The organism is Bacillus sp. RB3, assembly GCF_030164735.1.
Lineage (GTDB): Bacteria > Bacillota > Bacilli > Bacillales > Bacillaceae_G > Bacillus_A > Bacillus_A cereus.
This window is the reverse complement of record NZ_JASNGE010000023.1, coordinates 47082-66918: the sequence shown is the minus strand read 5'-3', so window position 1 is coordinate 66918 and position 19837 is coordinate 47082. Positions and strand designations below refer to the sequence as shown.

Below are 19837 nucleotides of genomic sequence, written 5' to 3'. Positions count from 1 at the left end.
AAATCTGCATTTTCCTGACGGGACCTCGTTTTGGGGATATTCAAAAATATTATACGGTAACCCTTATAAATCCATTTTTCTAATTTAAGTATATTATTTAACTAATTCCCCCATTAATTTTCTGAGCTACTTTTAAATCTTTTGTTTTAAATCCGCTATTTATAGCCCATCTATAAAATAGAAATGAAACAATTGAAATAAGTACCATATCCCATCCATAAGTTATAATATTTAACCCACCAAATCTTTCACTTCCAGTGTACGATATACAAATCATAAATAATAAATACCCGACAATCCATAATCCAGCTAAAAAATTCTTTTTAAATCCAACCCATTTTGTTTTTAATTGATAATAAAAATATATAGGTAAGCCCATAAGTATAATAAACATTACTTCTCCTGTTAATGGCCATCTTGCCCAATATAATGTTAATGATGCAAAAATGAACCCTAAAGGTGCAATAATATTTAATCCTTTTATATAGAAAGGACGATGAAAATTAGGCGCTGTTTTTCTCAGAGTCATTACTGTTATAGGTCCAGTAACATATGAAATTAATGTAGCTACTGAAATAACTTCAGCTAAAACACCCCATCCTTTAAATAAAAATAAAAAAACAAAACAAATCATTAAATTAAACATCATGGCAAATCTAGGCACACCATATATAGGATGTAATTTCCCAAAAACTTTAGGGAAATATCCATTTTTCTCCATTCCGTATAGCATGCGTGATGTGGTTGCCATATAAGTAGTACCTGTACCAGAAGGAGATACAAAAGCATCTAAATATAATACAATAACTAACCAATTAATATTTAGTGCTATCGCTAAATCAGCAAATGGTGAATTGAAATTTAAATTCGACCATCCATTAATTATCATATTGGGATTTACAGCACCGATAAAAGCAATTTGTAATAATATATATATTACAGTTGCAATTAAAATGGATCCTACAACTGCCCGAGGAATAGATTTCCCTGGGTTCTTTGCTTCACCAGCCATATTAATTGGGCTTTGAAAACCATTGAATGCAAAAATAACACCAGATGTTGCCATAGCAGTTAATACATTTGACCAATTAGATACATGAAAGTCCTGATGACTAGTAAAGTTCTCTCCATGAAATCCAACAAATAGCAATGCACTAATTGTAAGACCAGGAATTATAATTTTAAATATAGTAATTAATGAATTCACTTTTGCAAATAGACTAACTGTCCAATAATTTAAAAAGAAATATATGATTATAAGTAAAGAAGCAGCTGCAAGACCTTTTGAAGTCAGCATTCCATTATCCACTAAATCTTTGGCCCAACTTGCCCACTCCCAAGGCCACGAGCTCATATATTGTATTGAGGCTATAGCTTCAACCGGAATAACTGAGACGATGGCTATCCAATTAGCCCATGCAGCAATAAATCCTACGAAATCTCCATGTGAATATTGGGTATATTTTACCATTCCGCCAGCCTCTGGAATCATGGCTCCTAACTCGCTATATGGTAAGGCAATAAATAATATTACAATCATTCCTAAGACCCAAGAAAAGATAGCGGCCCCCCCTGATATTTTGGCGGCCTTCCATGCACCAAATAACCAGCCAGATCCTAAAATCGAACCAATCCCAGTCATTGTAAGTGCAAAGGTTCCAAGCTTACGTTTCATATTTTTCATTTTTCACACGCTCCTCGTTCACAAAATAAATAGAATCCTCTTATTTATTAACCTTTTACTCATATATACTCCCCCCTTTTTATTTAAAGTAAGAATGTAAGTTTTATAGACCAATTCACTATAAAGTTTATCTCTAACCAATTCTTTATAATGTATATATACCCTCTATAACTCTCTCTAAACCTAAAAACTTTTAACGATATTTGTTACGGAAAAACATCATAACCTAGTATGCCTCTATATTGAGGGTTCAACGAATCATGTTAGTGAAGCACTAATAATCACATTTGTTTGAGTGTACCTCTGCATTAAGAATATTTTAGTTTTAAAAGACGAAGTTCATCTTGTCTATGTTCTTAATTTGATAGGCATGAGATGCCCCCCAGATGCATTCAAGATAGACACGAAAATGAAGGAAACTGTTATAGAAATTTCTCCATTTCTTTGGTAATGTATCGCTCCTTTCTTACAAAAAACTCAACTCTACTACGTCAAAAAGGTTCTTTATGAAAATATGTAGAATTAGCACATATACGGTATTTTATAAATGGAGAGGTGATTGTGTTGAAGCATTTAACAAAATCAAAAAACTCATCAACAGGTCTGAGAGGGTATTTGGAATCCTATCCGTTAACTTCATTTTTTGTAATGGCATATTTATTCTCGTGGGTTGTGTTAATTCCATTTATCTTATCGCAATGGGGTACTTTTCCTAAAACAAAGGCATTTGATATTTTCTTTTTTGCTAATGCATTTGTAGGCCCTATGTTAGCAGCGTATATCATGTTTCGAACCCTTGAAGGCAAAGAGTCATGGAAAAAAGTTAGAAAAAGAATCCTATCTACTAAAGTCGGTTTGAAGTGGTACTTGTTTATCCTCATAGTTATCCCCGCTGCAATGTTTCTAGGTATGGTGATATTAAATGGAGAGATACCTACTTTCCGTGACCTTAATTTTGAATTTTTTATAATCTATCTCATCTCTTTTGTAGCAATTTTCTTTCTCGGTGGACCTTTACCGGAGGAAATTGGATGGCGTGGTTTCGCTCTGCCTAGATTACAATCTAAATTTGGACCGTTAAAAGCTACATTACTACTTAGTGTTTTGTGGACATTTTGGCATCTTCCACATTTCTTAACGGCTGCACAAAGGGGTGGACCGGGTTCTGACCTTTCTCTCCTATATATTCACTTCCCAATTTTTATTTTATTGTGTTTGCCGATCTCAATCATTCTCACTTGGATTTATAACTGTAATCACGGTAACTTATTTATTGTCATGCTAGTTCATGCAAGTGTAAATACGTTTAGCTTGGTACAAACTCATTCCACCAACGCTGTTTTAAAGAATACAGATACATTTGTAGTGATAGGGCTGGGGTTTATTGCTTTGCTTATTCTTATTTTCACACGAGGCAACCTGGGATATAAACAAACTTCTAATGGATTAAAGTTCAGTAACAATGAAAATATAAGTAAATAGAAAAGAGATCCCTATAATAATAGGTTGATGGCAATGCTATCAAATTAAGAATTATATTCTTCCTCAAAACGAAAAAACGTCACACTTTATTGAAAGTGAAATAGAATTGTAAGTAAAGAAATTCTACCGATATTTGTTAGCATATACCTTGAATTAATTAGCTAAAGAAATAGGATTTATTCAGTAGGAAAAGAATTTATAGATAAAGAATATAACTATATTGAATATAATGAAGTGATTTTAACTTTAAGGAGGCGATGTCGATGAGAAAATATTTTTATTTGATTGGGCAAAAAAACAAGAGGATACCGTTTTACTAGCCCATAAACTACGTGGTTCCTCTTCAATATTAGAAGGAGAGTATCAAATTGAAGAAAATTTATTTAAAGCCTATTGACAAAAGTAATTGGGAAGAAGCAATTAGACTGTCTGTTAAAGAAGAACAGCAAACATTTATTGCATCCAACCTCTATTCTATCGCAGAAGTTCAATTTCTAGATCATTTCTACGCAAAAGGTATTTATCTTGATGAAAAAATGATAGGATTTACTATGTTTGGAATAGATCCTGATGATAATAATTATTGGATTTATAGACTTATGATTGATGGTAAATTTCAAGGGAAAGGTATAGGTAAACAAGCTATATATCTGGTTATTGATGAGATTATACAAGATAACTATACAAGTATCCCTTTAATCATGATTGGATATGCTCCTGAAAATCTTTTAGCTAAATTTGTATATAAAAAGGCAGGATTTATTGAAACAAAATTATCTTCTTGGGGTGAACAGTTAGCTAAGTATTCTTTATAAGCACTTGGATTCTCCACGTTGAATATTAGATTTATTAAAGCGGATATTTGTTTTTTATCGTTTTCCGACAGAAGACTCCTTCTTCAAAAATGTGAAGGTGTGAAACCCCAATTTTAGGTGGGAGATGAATGTCGGTTGGCATAAGCCAACATATTTGCTATCATTTACTTGTACAGATTGCTCTTCGAAAACTGAAGATATGAGGTTGGTTGCGGAAAAACGTTGCAACCGTAAAATCTTCAACGTTCTATCGCCCCACGCTTCTCAAAATTGCGAAAACCAAGCTAAAGTAGGTAGTGTGGTGCGTCAACGTACAAGATACTTATGTTCTCACCGTAGGGACTGCGGGTAGAGCCTGCTAAGATAACTGGTGGATACATCGGTGTTCGCAGGAATCTCCCACTTCAAACAGTCCGTTAGGACGTTAAGTGGTAAGTAGTTCAATAAGATGGTTCTAATGTATAAATAACAAAGTAAGAGGAGCCTATAGTGACAGGCCCCTCCTACAAAAAACTGTAGTATACATGTTAAAAATAAATTCATTTTACTAATAATGAATATCCACCATTTTTACCATCAAATTTATACAAATTTAAATGATATTTTCCTTTATAGTATTTCCTTCATATTCACCACAAGCTAAGTAATTTTGCATGTCTTATTCATGATAAAACACCCATGTCATTCCAATATTTTATTTACCACGGAGAAATCTACTTCTTTTGGAACTGTAACATCAAACGTATAAACATCTGTTTGATCAGGATTAATCATATTTCCTTTTACAAGCTTATTAAACCTGAGTATCTTCTCTTCTTCAAGCAATCCACCTGTTTGTGAGTCTTTTTTACAGTAACTTTTATTTGTTCTTTACTTTCTTTTCCTCTACTATCTTTAACTGTTAGTTCTACATTATATGTTCTTTTTTCTCCATATCCATAGCTAGGATTGGCTTCTGTACTTGTTCTACCCTCTCTAAAATTCCATAGATAAAAAATAATTTTTCCATTTTCACTTTCTGTACCATCACTATGGAATTGAATTTCTTCATTAGAATCATAGGAAGGATAACTTATTAGTTATTTAAGATATATTTTGTAAGTAAGTTCAATTTATAATTATAGTCTTATATACATAAGGATTATTATTAATCCTCTCAATTACTTTAAGCGATGGTAACTTATCTAATTCAATGACCATAATATTATTTATCTTTTGAGGAGAACTTTGAATTTTTATAATATTAATTTCATAATCACTGCATAAGGATGTTATAAAAGCGAGAAATTTACAACTATTTTTATTCCTCACTAAAATAGTTGGATTATTTTCTGATATGTTAAAATTAAACCCATTAATTTCTGAAATAAGTAATTTTCCTATATCATTTTTATATGTAACAACTTCTATACTTTCTTTTTCATTAAACAAAGAAATTTTTGCAGTATAAGAATAAGGTGTTTTTGCAAATTCTTCTACAAATTTAATTCCAGTGCTATTACCAACCCTAAAAGGATCTTGTTCTAACATACTTTTTTCTGTAAGATTAAATATCCCTTTCAAAAACGCTATTTGCAATTCATATTTATTTGTAACGTGTTTAAAGCTTCCATAGACTGAAATATTCACTTGTTCTGGTCTTAAAATAAATAACTCTCTAACTAACTTACCCATTTCAGTTCCTAAAATTTCAGGTGATAAATTATTAGTTTTTACAAGATCGAACATAGGACAACTCTCCATAATTAACTCCCCCTCACTTAAAATACCCCATATAAATATGGGGTATTTTAAGTAGTAAACTACATGTAATTTTAATATCCTAAAATATCATTTGATTTATAATCAAAATAATTTTATATATAGATATTATACTATTACTTGTTCTTCCTTCAAGAAAGGTATATCGAATGCAATAAATACCTCAGTCAATGCATTTGTTAATTGTATTATCTGTTCTTCAGTGTGATTTGGAGTAATGTTTACCCTAAATCTCTCAGTCCCAATTGGTACAGTTGGTGAATTAATTGGTTGTAAATAAACATTATGTTTCTCAAGTAACTGACGTGCAGCAGCTTTACACTTTGTTGCATCACCAATTAAAACTGGTAATATATGTGTCTCGCTTGAATTCATAATTGGAATTCCCGCTCTTTCAAAAGATTTTCTTAACATTTCTGTTTTTTTATGTAAACCATCTCTTTCTACGTTAGAAACCTTTAAGTGCTCAACACTTGTATAACATGCCGCTACTATAGATGGTGGTAGTGAAGTCGTAAATATAAAACCTGAGGCAAAAGATCGGATTGCATCAATCATTGGTCCCGAACCCGTAATATAGCCTCCGATAACACCAATTCCCTTAGCCATAGTTCCTTGAATAATATCAACTGAATCTGCAATACCTAGATCAGCAGCTATCCCTGCTCCTCTAGGTCCATACATACCAATTGCATGAACTTCATCAAGGAATGTTAAAGCGTTATACTTCTTAGCAAGTTTAACAATTTCTTCAATTGGTGCAATGTCACCATCCATAGAATAAACTGACTCAAAAACAATTACTTTTGGTCGGCTATATGGTTGTGATGCAAGTAATTGCTCTAAATGTTCTGTATCATTATGCTTAAATATTGTACGCTCTACCTTCGTACTACGTATCCCATTAATTATAGATGCATGATTAAGTTCATCGGAAAAAACAATACAATCTTCAAATAAACGTAGTAAACACTGAAGTGTTGCATCATTTGATCCATATCCTGTCGGGAATACAAGTGCAGATTCTTTACCATGCCATTCAGCTAATGATGACTCCAATTCCTCATATTGGTAATGTGTACCACCAATATTTCTAGAACCACCTGATCCCGCACCATATAAATTAATTGCGTTATGCATTGCTTCAACAACAACAGGATGTTGTGACATTCCTAAGTAATCATTACTGCACCAAACAACTACAGGCTGACTATCTTCTGATCCATTTAATTTAGCTAAAGGATATTGCCCACGAATTCGATTTAATGTAACAAACTCACGATATTGCCCACTTTTTTTCAGTTCTACTAGTTTTTCATTTAATATTTTTGTATACATATAGTGCCTCCAATTATAAGTTCTCTAACTATCAATTTAAAGGGGGTAATGTAAAAAAATGTTAATAAAGTTGTGGTGCTCTCTCATTATAGGCATAATACGAACAAAAAACAAACAAAAATTTTAAAAATAAAATTTTTTCGGTAAATTATATTTTTACTCTTCCTATATATATATATTTACATTAAATTTTAAGCTTTAGTTCGATTAGAAATAGTGAAAAGCTTATAAATAGAGTGTTTACAGCCACTTATTTAACAAGAAAATAGATTTTTTATTTTTTAAATTTATTTCTAAAGAGTTAGAAAATTAATATTGATATAATATTTAAGTCGTGATAATATTTGGCTCGTGAAAACTAATTTTACAAAAAAGGTATTTTTAGGTTATTAAAATTAATAGTTAAAGATCAACTATACATTCTCAAATTAAGTTTATAAATATAAAAATAATTTATCATTATATTTTAATTAAAAGATAATAGGATGTCTTTAGTCTGGTTATTTTACCCCCTAAAAATACAGATCCATCACACAAAGAACTTTAGGAGGAATTTCGATTATGCAAGAAAAATTATTGATTCGTAAAGCTACCATTCAAGACACTGAAGAATTAGTAGAATTAAGAAAGATTTTATTATCTAGTGGTGATACACATTATGCAGCAAAAAGTGAAGAAGATAATTTGGCCTGGCAAAATGCTTATCGCGTTTGGATTAAAGAAAATATTTCAAATGAGAATGTACTGATTCAGGTTGGTCAATATGATGAAGATGCAAAAATATGCTCATGTGTTATTGGAATAATTGATTCACGCGCTCCTATGGTAGGTGCACTTAACGGACGAGTTGGCTGGGGACAATCTCTTGTAGTAAGCAAAGATAGACGTGGTCTAGGAATTGCAGAAGCAATGATGGATGCTTTTCATAATTGGTTTAAAGAAAATAATGTTCAAAAAATTATTGTCCAATCTAGTAAAATGGCCGAAGAGTTCAATAGAAAAAGAGGCTATCTCCAAACTGGGGAACAGTTATTATTTAAAACAATAGAATAGGAGCGTACCAAAATGAAAGTTTTAATTATTGGAATGGGTTTTTCAGGGCAAATGTTTTTAGAAGCTTTCCAGAACATCTCACCTCTCTACAATAATGATATTGATATTGCTTATACTTCAAGATCTCAAAAAGATATTGATTTAGTGTATTATCCGACTATCGAATCTGCCTTGGAAGTATTTAAGCCAGATATTTTAGTAATATCCGTTAACGACGAAAATCATGGAGAAGTATTATTTTCAATTCAAAATTTCAATGGATTTGTAATATGTGAAAAGCCTTTTGTTGATCCAAATTTCAAGTTAGAATATGCAGAGAAACTATTAAAATACACATCGGGCTTTTGTTTAAATATGGTTGCAAGATATTCACAAGCCGCTCGATTATTAAAAGCATATGTGAATGAAAATAATTTAAAATTAGTACGTGCCAACTTCTTATGGGAAAAAAATAGAATTAATGACTATCGACCTACAACAGGAGTTATCAGTGAAATTATACACTCTTTAGATCTTGTTCAATGGATCAACGGTAATTCACCATTACAATTAAGACATATTCAAGGAGTGAAGTCTGATTATTCAATTTCTGGAGATGAAATTTCAGATAGCGTTTCTGTTATGGGTGAAATAAATGGTGCTGTAGTGACAGGATATAGTAGTTTTGTAAACTTATTCAGAAGAAGAGAATTAGATTTTGTTTTTCAGGATGCTAATAATCAATTAATTTTTGCACAACTCTCTTATGATACACCAAACTGGTATGAAGATTCAGTAAGAATTTGGACAGAAACTAGCACACAATCTGAAGAACTATTATACTTTAATTCCCTTGAACATGAATATAATGGGGATAGAAAAATAGAGCGAATTATAAATGTAGTCAAAGATGTTACTGATTTTGTTATGCTGGAAAAAGAACCTTCTTTTGGTTTTCCAAATCTAAAAGATGCAGTTCGCTTACAGGAATTACTTAATGAAATTGATTCTAAGAAACCGAGCTTTTATAGAGTTAAATATAACAGTTCTGAGAAAAGAGTCTTGCTTAACGAAAATAGTGGATTTGGACGATTAGGATAAAAAATAGCAAGGAACTTAAAATAAGTTCCTTGCTATTTTTATAAATTCCTGAACATAATGTCCTTCTGCATGTGTTAATTCTGTAGCATGTTTATAAGATATGTATATATTTCTATAATGTCTATCCGGTAATTCATATATTTTTATATTATCAAATGATTTTAAGAAAAGCTTTGGTCCTATAGAAATACCTATTCCTAGATCAATCATTTTCACAATTGTATTGCAGTCACTTATATACGAATGAACCTTAGGCTCTATACTGTGCTGATTAAAAAATTTCTCAACTTGATTTCTGTATGGCGCTGCTGGCATAATAATATTATTTTGATCAAAGAAATCCTTTAAAGAGCAATCTTCAGGAATTAACTTTAAGTTATTTGGTGTTGCTATAACTAACTCGTCTTCCCAAAATGGGACGGATTCACATCCGAATTCCCCGTTAATTGTAAATCCCAGGTCAATTACTTTATTAATAACCCATTCTTGTATTTCATCATAAGTCCCCTCAAATATTATAATTTCAATAAACGGATACAATTTATTAAATTCTTTCATAATTGGAGGTAATATATGTTTTTTTACACTTGTAAAGGCTCCAATCCTCAGTGTTTTAGGCAATAATTGATCATTAAAATTAGTCTCTATTAATTTACGGTTTATATTTAATATCTGACCAATATACTCATAAGCTTTAGTGCCTTGAGGAGTTAAAGTAATCGTCCGACCAGTTCTCAGGAATAAAGACGTTCCTAATTCCTTTTCTAAGCTAGAAATTGCATGGCTTACTGCAGATTGCGTCATGTTTAATTTTTCGGCAGCCTTTGTAAAACTCCCCGTTGTAATAACTGATTCAAAAATTTCATACTTAATAATACTCATGAGTTTTTTTCATCCCTTGCATTAATATTATTCATTTTATTTAATCCCATTCATTAAGTATACTAATATTAACCTACTTAAGCTAGACGAGTAATGATTATCAAATGTTATTTTACCTTAATTTAATCTGCAGATTTTTTAATTACTATGGCATTATTCAATAATTATATATAGCTCAATTATTATAATTGTAAGTAACATCATTATAGAGTTATATATTGATTCAATAATCATTCTCTATCTGTATAAAACTAGCAACTAGAGTGTATAAGATTGATAATTTATTATAATCTTGACAATGTAAAGGTGGCAGAACTATGAAAAAAGTTATCTTTTTAGCTATTGGTATGTTTGCCTTGGGATTCGATGCTTATATTATTGCTGGACTGGTTCCTGGAATTAGTGATACCTATCAAAAAAGTGCATCCCAAGTTGGGCAAGCTGTAAGTATATTTACATTATGCTATGCAATATCCGCTCCACTGTTTGCCTCTCTCTTAGCAGGTAAACCTATAAAAAAAGTTCTATTGACTTCAATAATTGTATTTGGACTTGCAAATGCATTAACCGCAGTATCTCCAAACTTTTCGATATTCTTAATATCAAGGGCGATTGCTGGTGTTGGTGCTGGATTATTTTCTCCTTTAGCTGTTGCAGGCTCAACTATGTTAGTACCTGTAGAAAAGAAAGGACGCGCACTTGGCTTAACAATCGGTGGCATGAGTATGGGAACTGTATTAGGTGTTCCGATAGGTCTTTATATCGCAGACAAGTTTGATTGGCAATCAGCAATGTGGTTTGTGGTAATACTTAGTTTAATTGCTGCTATTAGTATTCTTAAGTTTCTACCACATGTTCCAGTCACTGCACCACCTGCTATGAAAGAAAGACTTGCAATGTTTTTAGATAAAAGAGTTACTATCACTGTTTTAATAACATTCTTTGCAAGTATTTCAAGTTTAGGTTTATATACCTATCTATCTCCATTATTACAAGATCTTGATAGCACAAGTGATTTAACAATTTTTTTATGGGCTTGGGGATTGGGTGGATTATTTGGAAGTATAACAATTGGATATTTAATTGATTACTTCAAAAAACCAAAAACTTTAATGGCTCTTATTTTAATTATTTTAACTGTCTCAGTTGTATGTATTCCTATAATGATTAATCTAACAATTATAAAGTACTTACCATTTTTCATATGGGGAGCAATGGGATGGGCATCAGGAGCACCACAGCAACATATTTTATTATCCTATCAACCTAAGCACGGAAGTGCAGCTGTGGCCCTCAATAGTTCGATAAATTATCTAGGAAGTTCTGTAGGTGCCACATTAGGTGGAGTAGTAATTTCTCTTGGAATGGGGACTATGGCTCTAATCTACTTTGCGATAATCTCTATGATTATTTCATTAAGCCTACAATTTTATAGCATGAGAAGTAATACCTTTAAAATAGCTACTACTAAAAAGGCTGTTTAAAATAGATCCATTACATTTATAAAACATAAAAATGGGCATTAATTAGTCTGTATCTTTTTATAGGGAAACAAAAAGAAGACGGTTTCAAAAGAACCGTCTTCTTAAAATAGTAATACCATCTATCATATATCTATTTATTTAATGTTTTCTTTTATTAGATAATTTAATTAAAAATTTTATATTTCTATCATTCCTCTATTATTTCATATTCATCTGAAATAATATTTTAATCCCACCATATTTATAAATAAGCACCGCTTTTTATATTAAATTCTTTATTTTATCTAGTTATCCCGAAAAAACAAACTTTCAGATTCGTTTGTATTAGTTTTTAAACACCACGACAATATTAAAACATGCACAACAACTTAAATGTCTATTTTAAGTTGTAAAGGTGTTTAAAAAGAAATCGACTGTTTTTAAACGGTTTTGCTAAGAAATTTCTATTTACTATAAGCTAATATTTCTATTTTTTACCTAGATTCTTCTAATTCCTTTTTAACTCCCTTTTCTTTTGTAATATGCTTCATTTTTAATTATATTAGGGCTTGCATATAAACGGACATGTTCTTCATTATTTATCAAATTATTTTCAGGTATGACCACTACTTTATTCTGCGTATTAATTTTACTCATCTGATTACAACAAACACTTTTACAGATTTTCCATTTTATATAGTTGTAGCAAATACTAATAAATTAAAAGCATATAATAGAATATGAATGTAATTAGTATACATCAATTATACTTCTTTTAACTTTTTGAAGGTATGGCCTATTATAAAAAGCAAACTTAATTAAGTTTGCTTTTTTGATGTTATTCCAAATCTAATTAGTTTTGATAATATATCTTTTGTTTACGCTGAAATGGATAAGTTTTAATTTCATCTGTATCTAAATTTTCATTAAATAGATGTATGGCTATAATTTGTCTACAATCATAGGTATGATAATAATATATACCAGACTCCATACACATTGCACTTGTATAAATGGTATTATCTATTGTACCTTCTTCCGTTATCACTCCACCTTTTGGTAGCTCACAATTTGATAAGATATGAAAAACGGCCGATACCCCTTCCTCTTCGTTATCTACCCCTTGAATATTTTGTTTGCTATACGCCGCCCGAACAAATCTTGATGGTGGAGTGAAATCCCCGGGGAGTCCCATCGAACCTGAACCTTGTCCAAAAGCACTTAAGGGTACATCCCCCCATTGGGTTGGGGCATATGGCTGCGATTTAAGACCAATATATTGTCTTAAATTTTGTAAATGCCAGTTAAACTCAGGACTATTGGTCATTACCCCTAGCGGATTATCATACATTTTTAGCCCCTCAATTGTCGGCTCTAATACAATGCATTCTCCCCATTTATCCGCTAAAATCCAATGTAGAGGTGGGATAACTCCTAAAACAGATAGTGGTACATCTAAAAAGGAAATACTATCTACAGACTTCTTTAATTCTTCGACAGAATTGAATTGTGTGAGACTCCATGCCACAAAATCAAATGGAGCCAGATTTGTTTTATTGTCATCTATGCTGTTACTATAAGTAGCGAATCCTGGAAAATAAAGTGTTGCACATGTCATACCTGATTCATTTACTCCATCTGCCAGAATGATCCTTCCTAGATAGTTAATCCCCATTCCTACAACAGCTTGTTTCGCCTTGATAGTTTCACCAGTTATATTGTTCCATTGATAACGTCTAGGAACTATTATTACTTCTTGATTGAAATCTAATGCAAAATCCATTGTTCTTGCAAAAAGGTGCTGACCGCTTTTTGTCTGTAATGTCAAACTAGTACACATAAAGAACACCTCATTTTATGGTTTTATATTCACCCTATAAAATTTCTATAAATCTGTAAATTTAAAACTTATTTACTTTTTAAAAGTATAAATTTCAATCTATGCTCGGGAATAGAATTTACAATACAATCTAAAAAATAATCCTAAGCTAAAATATCCCTCTTGAGTAAACAGCATTCTTTTCATAATTTCACTCTGCAACTTATTTACCTATAATTCTACTTGTTCTTCTGGCTTCATTCTATGAAAATCAAAAACGAAATTATAATTATCACTATCTTTGCAATAATTTTTTGATAGTCTGATGTCAATAGTTCTAATTGATAAATAAAGTTAGTTCTGATACAACCTGTATCAAAAGTAAATCATTTACTTTATATGAATAACTTCACTTTTCACAGGGAGAGATTTCAATCCATATACAGAACTAACACTCGAGATAGGAACGGGAAGATTATGGTCAATAAACGAAAACGATTTATATTTTTTCATTAATTCCGTCAATACAATTTTTGCTTCTAATCTAGCTAGGGGAGCACCTAAGCAAAAATGTATTCCATGGCCAAATGCAAGATGGGGATTTCGACTACGATGTATGTTAAAACTATCAGGATCTTTAAAATGAAGAGAGTCACGATTAGCTGATCCGAGCCAAGCTGAGATGATTTGATCTACTTGTAAAGTTTGGCCTCCTAATTGAACCTCTTTTTTTACTTTTCTTACAATTCTTTGAGCTGGTGAACGATACCGCAGTACTTCTTCAATTGCTTTTGGAACAAGAGATGTGTCCTGTTGTATTTGCTTATAAACATCTGGATGTTCTATCAAACAATATAATGAGTTTCCAAGTAAGTTAGTTGTAGTTTCATTTCCTGCTACCAATAGTAATTTACAAAATGATACTACTTCCTTGCCCGAAATATTTTTGTCTACTTCACTTTGAACTAATAAAGAAATAATGTCATTTGAATCTTTTTTTGATTTTCCTCGATGGAGTTGTATGATTTCTTCAAAAAATTCCTCTAATTCATTTTCTGCTTGTAAACGTATATGAAAAAATTCTTGCAAATAATCCGGATCATCATGACTGGGTGAACTTACTATAATATCAGACCACTTCTTGAATCTTTCCATATCATTAACAGAAACACCTAACATTTCAGCAATTACTATAACTGGTAAAGGATAAAATAACTCTCGAACAATATCAAAAGTTTCACGATTAGATAATTGAGTAAGAATATCATTTGTGATTTGTTGAATTCTCGGCTCCCATACCGTTAATGCTTTAGGAGTGAACGAACGATTTACAATAGACCGGATTTGCGTATGTTTTGGCGGATCCATCCCAAGGATACTTTGTGGAAAGGGAGATTTTTTCTTCTCCGGCATAATGTTAGAAAAAAACTCTTTATCCTCTAAGACTCTTTTTACATCTTCGTACAAAAAAATATTCCACATGTCAGCCTGAGAATTAAAATAAATAGGTTCTTTTTCTCGCATCTCTTTATACCATTCAAATGGTTCATATGTGTCCCCTAAAGCCTGTTTTCCTAACAGCTTATTTGTAGGAATCATAAAGATTGATTGATAAGGTGTTTTCATATATAACAATCTCCCCTCAAAAAAATAATTCACATTAAACCGAATTACATTCACCGAATATTATTCGGTTTAATGTAAATTATACAACGATAATCAAAACTTTCAAAATACTTTTTCACTTTAAAAATATCAGTTAATATATAGTTAAGGGGGAATAAGGATTGCATAATAAAAATTTAACCAAAAGAAAACAACAAGCTCTACAAACACAGAACAATATATTTCTTGTATTTTTAAATTTAACGAAAAAAAAAGAAGTTGAAAATATAACTATTGAAGATATTTGTAAAAAGGCAAATATCTCTGTTGGCACTTTTTATCATCATTTTTCTTCCAAAGAAGATATTTATCAAAAGTTATTTCAACAAATTGAAGAAAACCTAAATGTAGAACTGAAAAGTATAACTCAACATACGACAATACAAAAAACTATTTTGACTTTCTTCCAATGCATAGCTAAATATACTACTAAATTAGAGTTACATATAAATCTCCTTAACGATTTCAACAAAAAAATATTTGCATATGAACCTTCATTAATTTACAAAACTCTAAATGATCTTGTTAATAAAGGAAGATTTGAAAAAGAATTAACAAATGATATAAGTGTAGAAGACATAACAACGTATCTTTTTACAGTTGCTAGAGGAATTATATTAGACTGGTGTCTTTTAAGTGGAGAATATTCATTAGAGCAGCGAATGGATACTTATATGAGATTAACCTTGAAATCTTTAAAACCCTAAATTTTAATCAAACGCTACGTTTTCTTATCCCAATTCGTACGTTTAGCAAAATTTTATCATTCAGGATTATATGAACATTTGGATTAAAAGAAAAAGTGTAACCCTTCTTTATATTGCAAGAAAGAAGGATTATGCTTTTTCGTTTTTTGTAAGGTTTACTTCCTTGAAATTAACAATTTTTTAAATATCAAAAATTACTTGGTAATAGTTGAAATAGCTTGTTTGTAAATTAATTGTTGTTGGTTATGAGCCATTACAAGAACAGAGTATGTATCCATTGAAAGTATTTGTCCTCGTATCGGAACACCACTTTTTAAAAATATAGTAACCGTTCTTGTCTTATCTATTAGTTCTTTATACATATCTTCCTGTATCATTTTCATATATTTCCCTCCCAGTTTAAATCGTAACATATTTTAGAAATTGAAAACATTGGGTTAAAGTGATTATTACTTGAAAAACTAATAAGTAAGACCCTTCTACAAGAAGCGGAGCTCTAATCTATTTGTAAATGAATCCAATTTTATGATTTTGAAAATAAAAGTCCAAACAAAAATAAAAGACGCTCAAATGAACGTCTTTTATTTTTGTATAATAAGAGTGCTCTCACATTTACGACAAGCAATTTTCTCTTCTTCAAAAATGAATAGATTCTCAGCATCACATTCTGGGCATACAACTGCAAATGGTGTTTTTATATTTTTATAGCATAGGAAAGACATGACTGCCAGGAATAGAGCAGGTATAACAAGCATCATAAGTAAGAATAGGCCTGCAAAAACGCCTGCAATTATGGAAAGTGGTTTCATTAGTTTTCTACCCACGGAGTTTACTTGATTATCCTTCTTACGAAAAGCAGTAACAAGGTAAGTATTGGTTTCTCTTACCGGCTCAAATGCTTTTATCGTATTGTAATCCTGTTCATTCATAGTGGGATAGGAAGTGTTTTGTCTTTGAAATCCTCGTTGTTTATAATAGCTATTTGACTCTGCTATTCGTGGTGTATACGAGATTCCAGTGCCAGGTACATAAGTTATTACTCCTGATTCAGGCGGAACGGTTCTTCCTCCTGAATCAGTGTATGTAAAGTTAATTTTTACACCCGGAGAAACTTGGATAATTCTACGAAACTTATAACCCATAATATTGTATCCTCTCAATCTAATTATTAGAAATCTTTACTAATTATAATACCTTTAATCTTATCATTAATATATTAAGATTTAAACGATCAAATGAAAAAGGGAAATACTGCGCTTTACTAATTTAAGGCACCTTAGGAGTCTTCTTCAGATTTCATAACCACTTTAACTTTAATAATATGGACTTATGTTAGTTACCATTAGTTTATGGATTTTTTACTTTCCGACATAAACAATAAAAAGAGAGCACTCCCAGTAAGTGCTCTCTTATAAAAAGGATTGGTAAATGTATTTATAGCCAATTCGCACACCGTTTTAAAATGGATTCACAAAACGGATTCTTTCTAAAATGTTTTTAATGTTTACTTTCTATATACCAAAGAAAAAAACATTCATTAACGAGCATTTTGCATTACTTTTATTAGATCATTTATATTTTCAACTTTCTGCTGAAACTGACTAAGTCTACTATGTAATAATGAAGGATTTTTATCTTCTCTTGAAATAACTTGTTTTAATTCGTGTTCTAATTTATCATACACATCAAAGAAATTATCAAATTCTACACTTGTAAGCTCTTCATTTTCACGATAAAATCTTTTAGCTTCTAAATAAGTTATATATGATTTATTTAAAAATCCTAATGAAATTAGATATTTAGAATTGTTTTCTTGATAAATGGCAATATCACATGCTGTTTTAATATCAAAATAAGTTTTTTGAATGAATTGTTGTAATTCGTAAATCTTATACTTTAGTTCGTTATTCATTTAATTCCCTTCCATCCCATCTATTCTACAAAAATTTTTCACTTTGATAAAAATAAGAATATATTATTGTTACTGTATCCACATTTATTAATTTTTTTCTTGTTCTGTAATAATAAATCTTGAAAGCAATTCAGATAATGCTTCTACCTTTTCTTTCATCCTGTTGGATTGAATTGAAATTTCATTGATTGAAACTGCTTGTGATTGAATTGATTGTACTGTTTGAATTGTTTCTCTTTCTACTTGTGTTGCAGTATCAGATACTAGTGAAAGAGACGCATTTACTTCTTCTGTGCCAGCAGACATCTCTTCTGTGGCTGCAGAGACTTCTTGAATTTGACTTGTAATTTTATCAATATCTCTCATAATAGATGAGAATGTTTGATCCGCTTTGTGGGCCGCTTCTTTTCCTTCTGCTGCCTTTTGTTCTCCTTTTTGCATGACCTGAACTGTATCTTGAGTATCTTGTTGAATAGATTTAATTAAATGATTAATTTCATTCGCGGACTCTTTAGACTTTTCAGCTAAATCTCTCACTTCTGCTGCAACCACTGCAAACCCTTTCCCATTCTCTCCAGCACGTGCCGCTTCAATAGCAGCATTTAGAGCAAGTAGATTCGTTTGCTCGGCAATATTAGTGATTGCATCCAGGGCTGTATCAATGTGTTGTGTACGTGTAACAAGTCTATCTATTACTTTTGATGTTTCCTCGACAGCATCATGGACACTATTCATTTGAAGAATAGAGTGCTTTATCACTTCACTACCGGTATGTATTTGTTCTGTAGTAGTTACTGCTACCTCAGCAACTACTGCTGAAGATTCAGCTACTGTTTGCACACCAATTGTTATTTCCTCCATTGAAGATGAACTCTCTTGAATGCTAGTTACCTGTCCCGCTATTTTTTCTTTTACTTCAAAAATGGTCTGAACAACCTCATTTGAAATATTAGATGCTCGCTTTGTGTCTTGTAAAACCCCCTCCGTAGAAGAAATCACCTCTTGTGTTGTCGACTTAACGTTCGTAATTAATTGTTGTAGGTTATCTAACATACTATTAAAAGACTGTACAATGATCCCTAACTCATTATTTGCTTTATAAGAAGTACGTATTGTTAAATCACCTGCAGCGACTTTTTCCATATCATTTTGTAATAAAATAAGTGGTTTTCGTATAGAAAGTTTAATAATATATCCAATAAATATAACTATAACAATTGCTAAAATTGAGATAGCCACAAACATTATCATTGTATTTTGAGCACTGGTATTGTTAACTTTTTGTAACTCGTTTGCATTATTACTGTTATATATAATTAGTTCACGAATTGACTGGATTGTTTTTTGCATATTAGGTTCAATTTCTTTTAGATAATAGACATAAGCTTCCTCATTATTAGATTTCCCTAATTCTTGTGCTTTTTTCATCAGAGTTCTTAATTGATTAAATGCTTCATGAAATGTGTTATATAGCTCTTTTTCTTTATTAGAGATAATTTTAGCCTCATACTGCTTTAATAACTGATCGTTTTCCTTACGCATCCCATCCATTTCTTTTATCAAATCGTTCATTCTTTTCTCATCTTTGGATATCATTATTTCCATAAAGTTCATATTAACATGATAAAAGTTAGATTCTATGGTCCCTATCCACTCGACTGATTTTAAATCATCTTCATACATATTAGAAGAAGCACTCTTTCCTCTTTCTAGTCCCGAAAAACCTATTAGGGATAATACTATACAAGCGATACTCGATATAGCTATTAATATGTTTAGTTTTGTACCAACCCTACTGTTTCTTAATAATTCCAATTAAAACTCTCCATTCTTATATATAATTCAATTGATATATTGTATAATAATATTCTAGAATATACGATATTTATTTTTAAAATATAAAAAAATGTATAATTCTTAAAAATAATAAATATCGAATTTTTCAAGAAGTATATTCTATTCAATCGATATATATATTATATAATTAATAATCCCCTAGATTTTATAGCGTTCGGCTAATCTAATCCTTCGTTTTATGTGTAATTAAAAAGGCACCTTAATTTAAGGTGTCTTTCAATTTATTAAACAGCAAGAAAATAGCACAATAATCATTTTCTATCTTTTTGATATCTGTTTCATGGTTATTTTTCTTGTATTATGTGACATTGGTAATGAA

General features: G+C 31.0%; 16 protein-coding genes and 1 pseudogene. 6 read left to right on the top strand and 11 right to left on the bottom strand.

The window, feature by feature from the left end; translation table 11 throughout:
* Positions 1–97 precede the first annotated feature (97 nt).
* Positions 98–1684: an APC family permease gene (locus tag QO049_RS22975; RefSeq protein ID WP_246963258.1), complete on the bottom strand. Its 1587-nt coding sequence runs from the start codon at positions 1682–1684 to the stop codon at positions 98–100.
* Positions 1685–2245: 561 nt separating this feature from the next.
* Here QO049_RS22975 and QO049_RS22970 point away from each other — a divergent pair.
* Together QO049_RS22970 and QO049_RS22965 are read left to right on the top strand one after the other, a co-directional pair.
* A complete protein-coding gene (locus QO049_RS22970; protein ID WP_246963261.1) occupies positions 2246–3166 on the top strand; it encodes a CPBP family intramembrane glutamic endopeptidase in 921 nt (306 codons plus the stop codon).
* 368 nt (positions 3167–3534) lie between these two features.
* Entirely contained in the window at positions 3535–3981 is a 447-nt protein-coding gene (locus tag QO049_RS22965; protein WP_246963263.1) for a GNAT family N-acetyltransferase, read from the top strand.
* A gap of 539 nt (positions 3982–4520) precedes the next feature.
* On the opposite strand, the pseudogene QO049_RS30785 reads toward QO049_RS22965, so the two are convergent.
* The 3 genes and pseudogenes from QO049_RS30785 to hemA form a co-directional block, all read right to left on the bottom strand.
* A pseudogene (locus QO049_RS30785) lies at positions 4521–5033 on the bottom strand (PKD domain-containing protein); the annotation flags it as partial.
* Positions 5034–5088: 55 nt separating this feature from the next.
* Entirely contained in the window at positions 5089–5724 is a 636-nt protein-coding gene (locus tag QO049_RS22955; RefSeq protein ID WP_246963265.1) for an ACT domain-containing protein, read from the bottom strand.
* A 126-nt stretch (positions 5725–5850) separates the two neighbouring features.
* A complete protein-coding gene (hemA, locus tag QO049_RS22950; protein ID WP_070184155.1) occupies positions 5851–7080 on the bottom strand; it encodes a 5-aminolevulinate synthase in 1230 nt (409 codons plus the stop codon).
* A gap of 561 nt (positions 7081–7641) precedes the next feature.
* On the opposite strand from hemA, the gene QO049_RS22945 reads away from it, so the two are divergent.
* Positions 7642–8133, top strand: a complete 492-nt coding sequence (locus tag QO049_RS22945; RefSeq protein ID WP_284489516.1) for a GNAT family N-acetyltransferase — start codon at positions 7642–7644, stop codon at positions 8131–8133.
* A 12-nt stretch (positions 8134–8145) separates the two neighbouring features.
* On the top strand, positions 8146–9213 hold the full coding sequence (locus tag QO049_RS22940; protein WP_046946196.1) for a Gfo/Idh/MocA family oxidoreductase: 1068 nt from the start codon (positions 8146–8148) through the stop codon (positions 9211–9213).
* 15 nt (positions 9214–9228) lie between these two features.
* On the opposite strand, the gene QO049_RS22935 is transcribed toward QO049_RS22940, so the two are convergent.
* A complete protein-coding gene (locus QO049_RS22935) occupies positions 9229–10095 on the bottom strand; it encodes a LysR family transcriptional regulator (protein WP_025687816.1) in 867 nt (288 codons plus the stop codon).
* A 317-nt stretch (positions 10096–10412) separates the two neighbouring features.
* Here QO049_RS22935 and QO049_RS22930 point away from each other — a divergent pair, with 317 nt between their 5' ends.
* The gene (locus QO049_RS22930) at positions 10413–11579 is read left to right on the top strand and encodes an MFS transporter (protein ID WP_246963267.1); all 1167 of its coding nucleotides are present in this window, start codon (positions 10413–10415) and stop codon (positions 11577–11579) included.
* Positions 11580–12411: 832 nt separating this feature from the next.
* On the opposite strand, the gene QO049_RS22925 is transcribed toward QO049_RS22930, so the two are convergent.
* Positions 12412–13398 carry a choloylglycine hydrolase family protein gene (locus QO049_RS22925; protein ID WP_246963269.1) on the bottom strand — a complete coding sequence of 329 codons (987 nt, stop codon included), beginning with the start codon at positions 13396–13398 and terminating at the stop codon, positions 12412–12414.
* 369 nt (positions 13399–13767) lie between these two features.
* Positions 13768–15003, bottom strand: coding sequence for a cytochrome P450 (locus tag QO049_RS22920; RefSeq protein WP_246963272.1), 1236 nt, complete (start codon positions 15001–15003; stop codon positions 13768–13770).
* Positions 15004–15164: 161 nt separating this feature from the next.
* Here QO049_RS22920 and QO049_RS22915 point away from each other — a divergent pair, with 161 nt between their 5' ends.
* Positions 15165–15749 (top strand): TetR/AcrR family transcriptional regulator, encoded by a 585-nt coding sequence (locus tag QO049_RS22915; RefSeq protein ID WP_246963275.1) that lies wholly within the window; start codon positions 15165–15167, stop codon positions 15747–15749.
* 194 nt (positions 15750–15943) lie between these two features.
* On the opposite strand, the gene hfq is transcribed toward QO049_RS22915, so the two are convergent.
* The 4 genes from hfq to QO049_RS22895 form a co-directional block, all read right to left on the bottom strand.
* Positions 15944–16132, bottom strand: a complete 189-nt coding sequence (gene hfq, locus QO049_RS22910; RefSeq protein ID WP_246963277.1) for an RNA chaperone Hfq — start codon at positions 16130–16132, stop codon at positions 15944–15946.
* 198 nt (positions 16133–16330) lie between these two features.
* Positions 16331–16891 (bottom strand): DUF4236 domain-containing protein, encoded by a 561-nt coding sequence (locus tag QO049_RS22905; RefSeq protein WP_246963280.1) that lies wholly within the window; start codon positions 16889–16891, stop codon positions 16331–16333.
* A gap of 395 nt (positions 16892–17286) precedes the next feature.
* A complete protein-coding gene (locus tag QO049_RS22900; RefSeq protein ID WP_157408164.1) occupies positions 17287–17661 on the bottom strand; it encodes a hypothetical protein in 375 nt (124 codons plus the stop codon).
* An 87-nt stretch (positions 17662–17748) separates the two neighbouring features.
* Positions 17749–19476 (bottom strand): methyl-accepting chemotaxis protein, encoded by a 1728-nt coding sequence (locus tag QO049_RS22895; protein ID WP_246963282.1) that lies wholly within the window; start codon positions 19474–19476, stop codon positions 17749–17751.
* Positions 19477–19837: the final 361 nt, after the last annotated feature.

Bases quoted from the DNA above. Each gene is read 5' to 3' on its own strand.
- QO049_RS22975 (WP_246963258.1), bottom strand. From the start codon at position 1,684: ATGAAAAATATGAAACGTAAGCTTGGAACCTTTGCACTTACAATGACT.
- QO049_RS22955 (WP_246963265.1), bottom strand. From the start codon at position 5,724: ATGGAGAGTTGTCCTATGTTCGATCTTGTAAAAACTAATAATTTATCA.
- hemA (WP_070184155.1), bottom strand. From the start codon at position 7,080: ATGTATACAAAAATATTAAATGAAAAACTAGTAGAACTGAAAAAAAGT.
- QO049_RS22945 (WP_284489516.1), top strand. From the start codon at position 7,642: ATGCAAGAAAAATTATTGATTCGTAAAGCTACCATTCAAGACACTGAA.
- QO049_RS22940 (WP_046946196.1), top strand. From the start codon at position 8,146: ATGAAAGTTTTAATTATTGGAATGGGTTTTTCAGGGCAAATGTTTTTA.
- QO049_RS22935 (WP_025687816.1), bottom strand. From the start codon at position 10,095: ATGAGTATTATTAAGTATGAAATTTTTGAATCAGTTATTACAACGGGG.
- QO049_RS22930 (WP_246963267.1), top strand. From the start codon at position 10,413: ATGAAAAAAGTTATCTTTTTAGCTATTGGTATGTTTGCCTTGGGATTC.
- QO049_RS22925 (WP_246963269.1), bottom strand. From the start codon at position 13,398: ATGTGTACTAGTTTGACATTACAGACAAAAAGCGGTCAGCACCTTTTT.
- QO049_RS22920 (WP_246963272.1), bottom strand. From the start codon at position 15,003: ATGAAAACACCTTATCAATCAATCTTTATGATTCCTACAAATAAGCTG.
- hfq (WP_246963277.1), bottom strand. From the start codon at position 16,132: ATGAAAATGATACAGGAAGATATGTATAAAGAACTAATAGATAAGACA.
- QO049_RS22905 (WP_246963280.1), bottom strand. From the start codon at position 16,891: ATGGGTTATAAGTTTCGTAGAATTATCCAAGTTTCTCCGGGTGTAAAA.
- QO049_RS22900 (WP_157408164.1), bottom strand. From the start codon at position 17,661: ATGAATAACGAACTAAAGTATAAGATTTACGAATTACAACAATTCATT.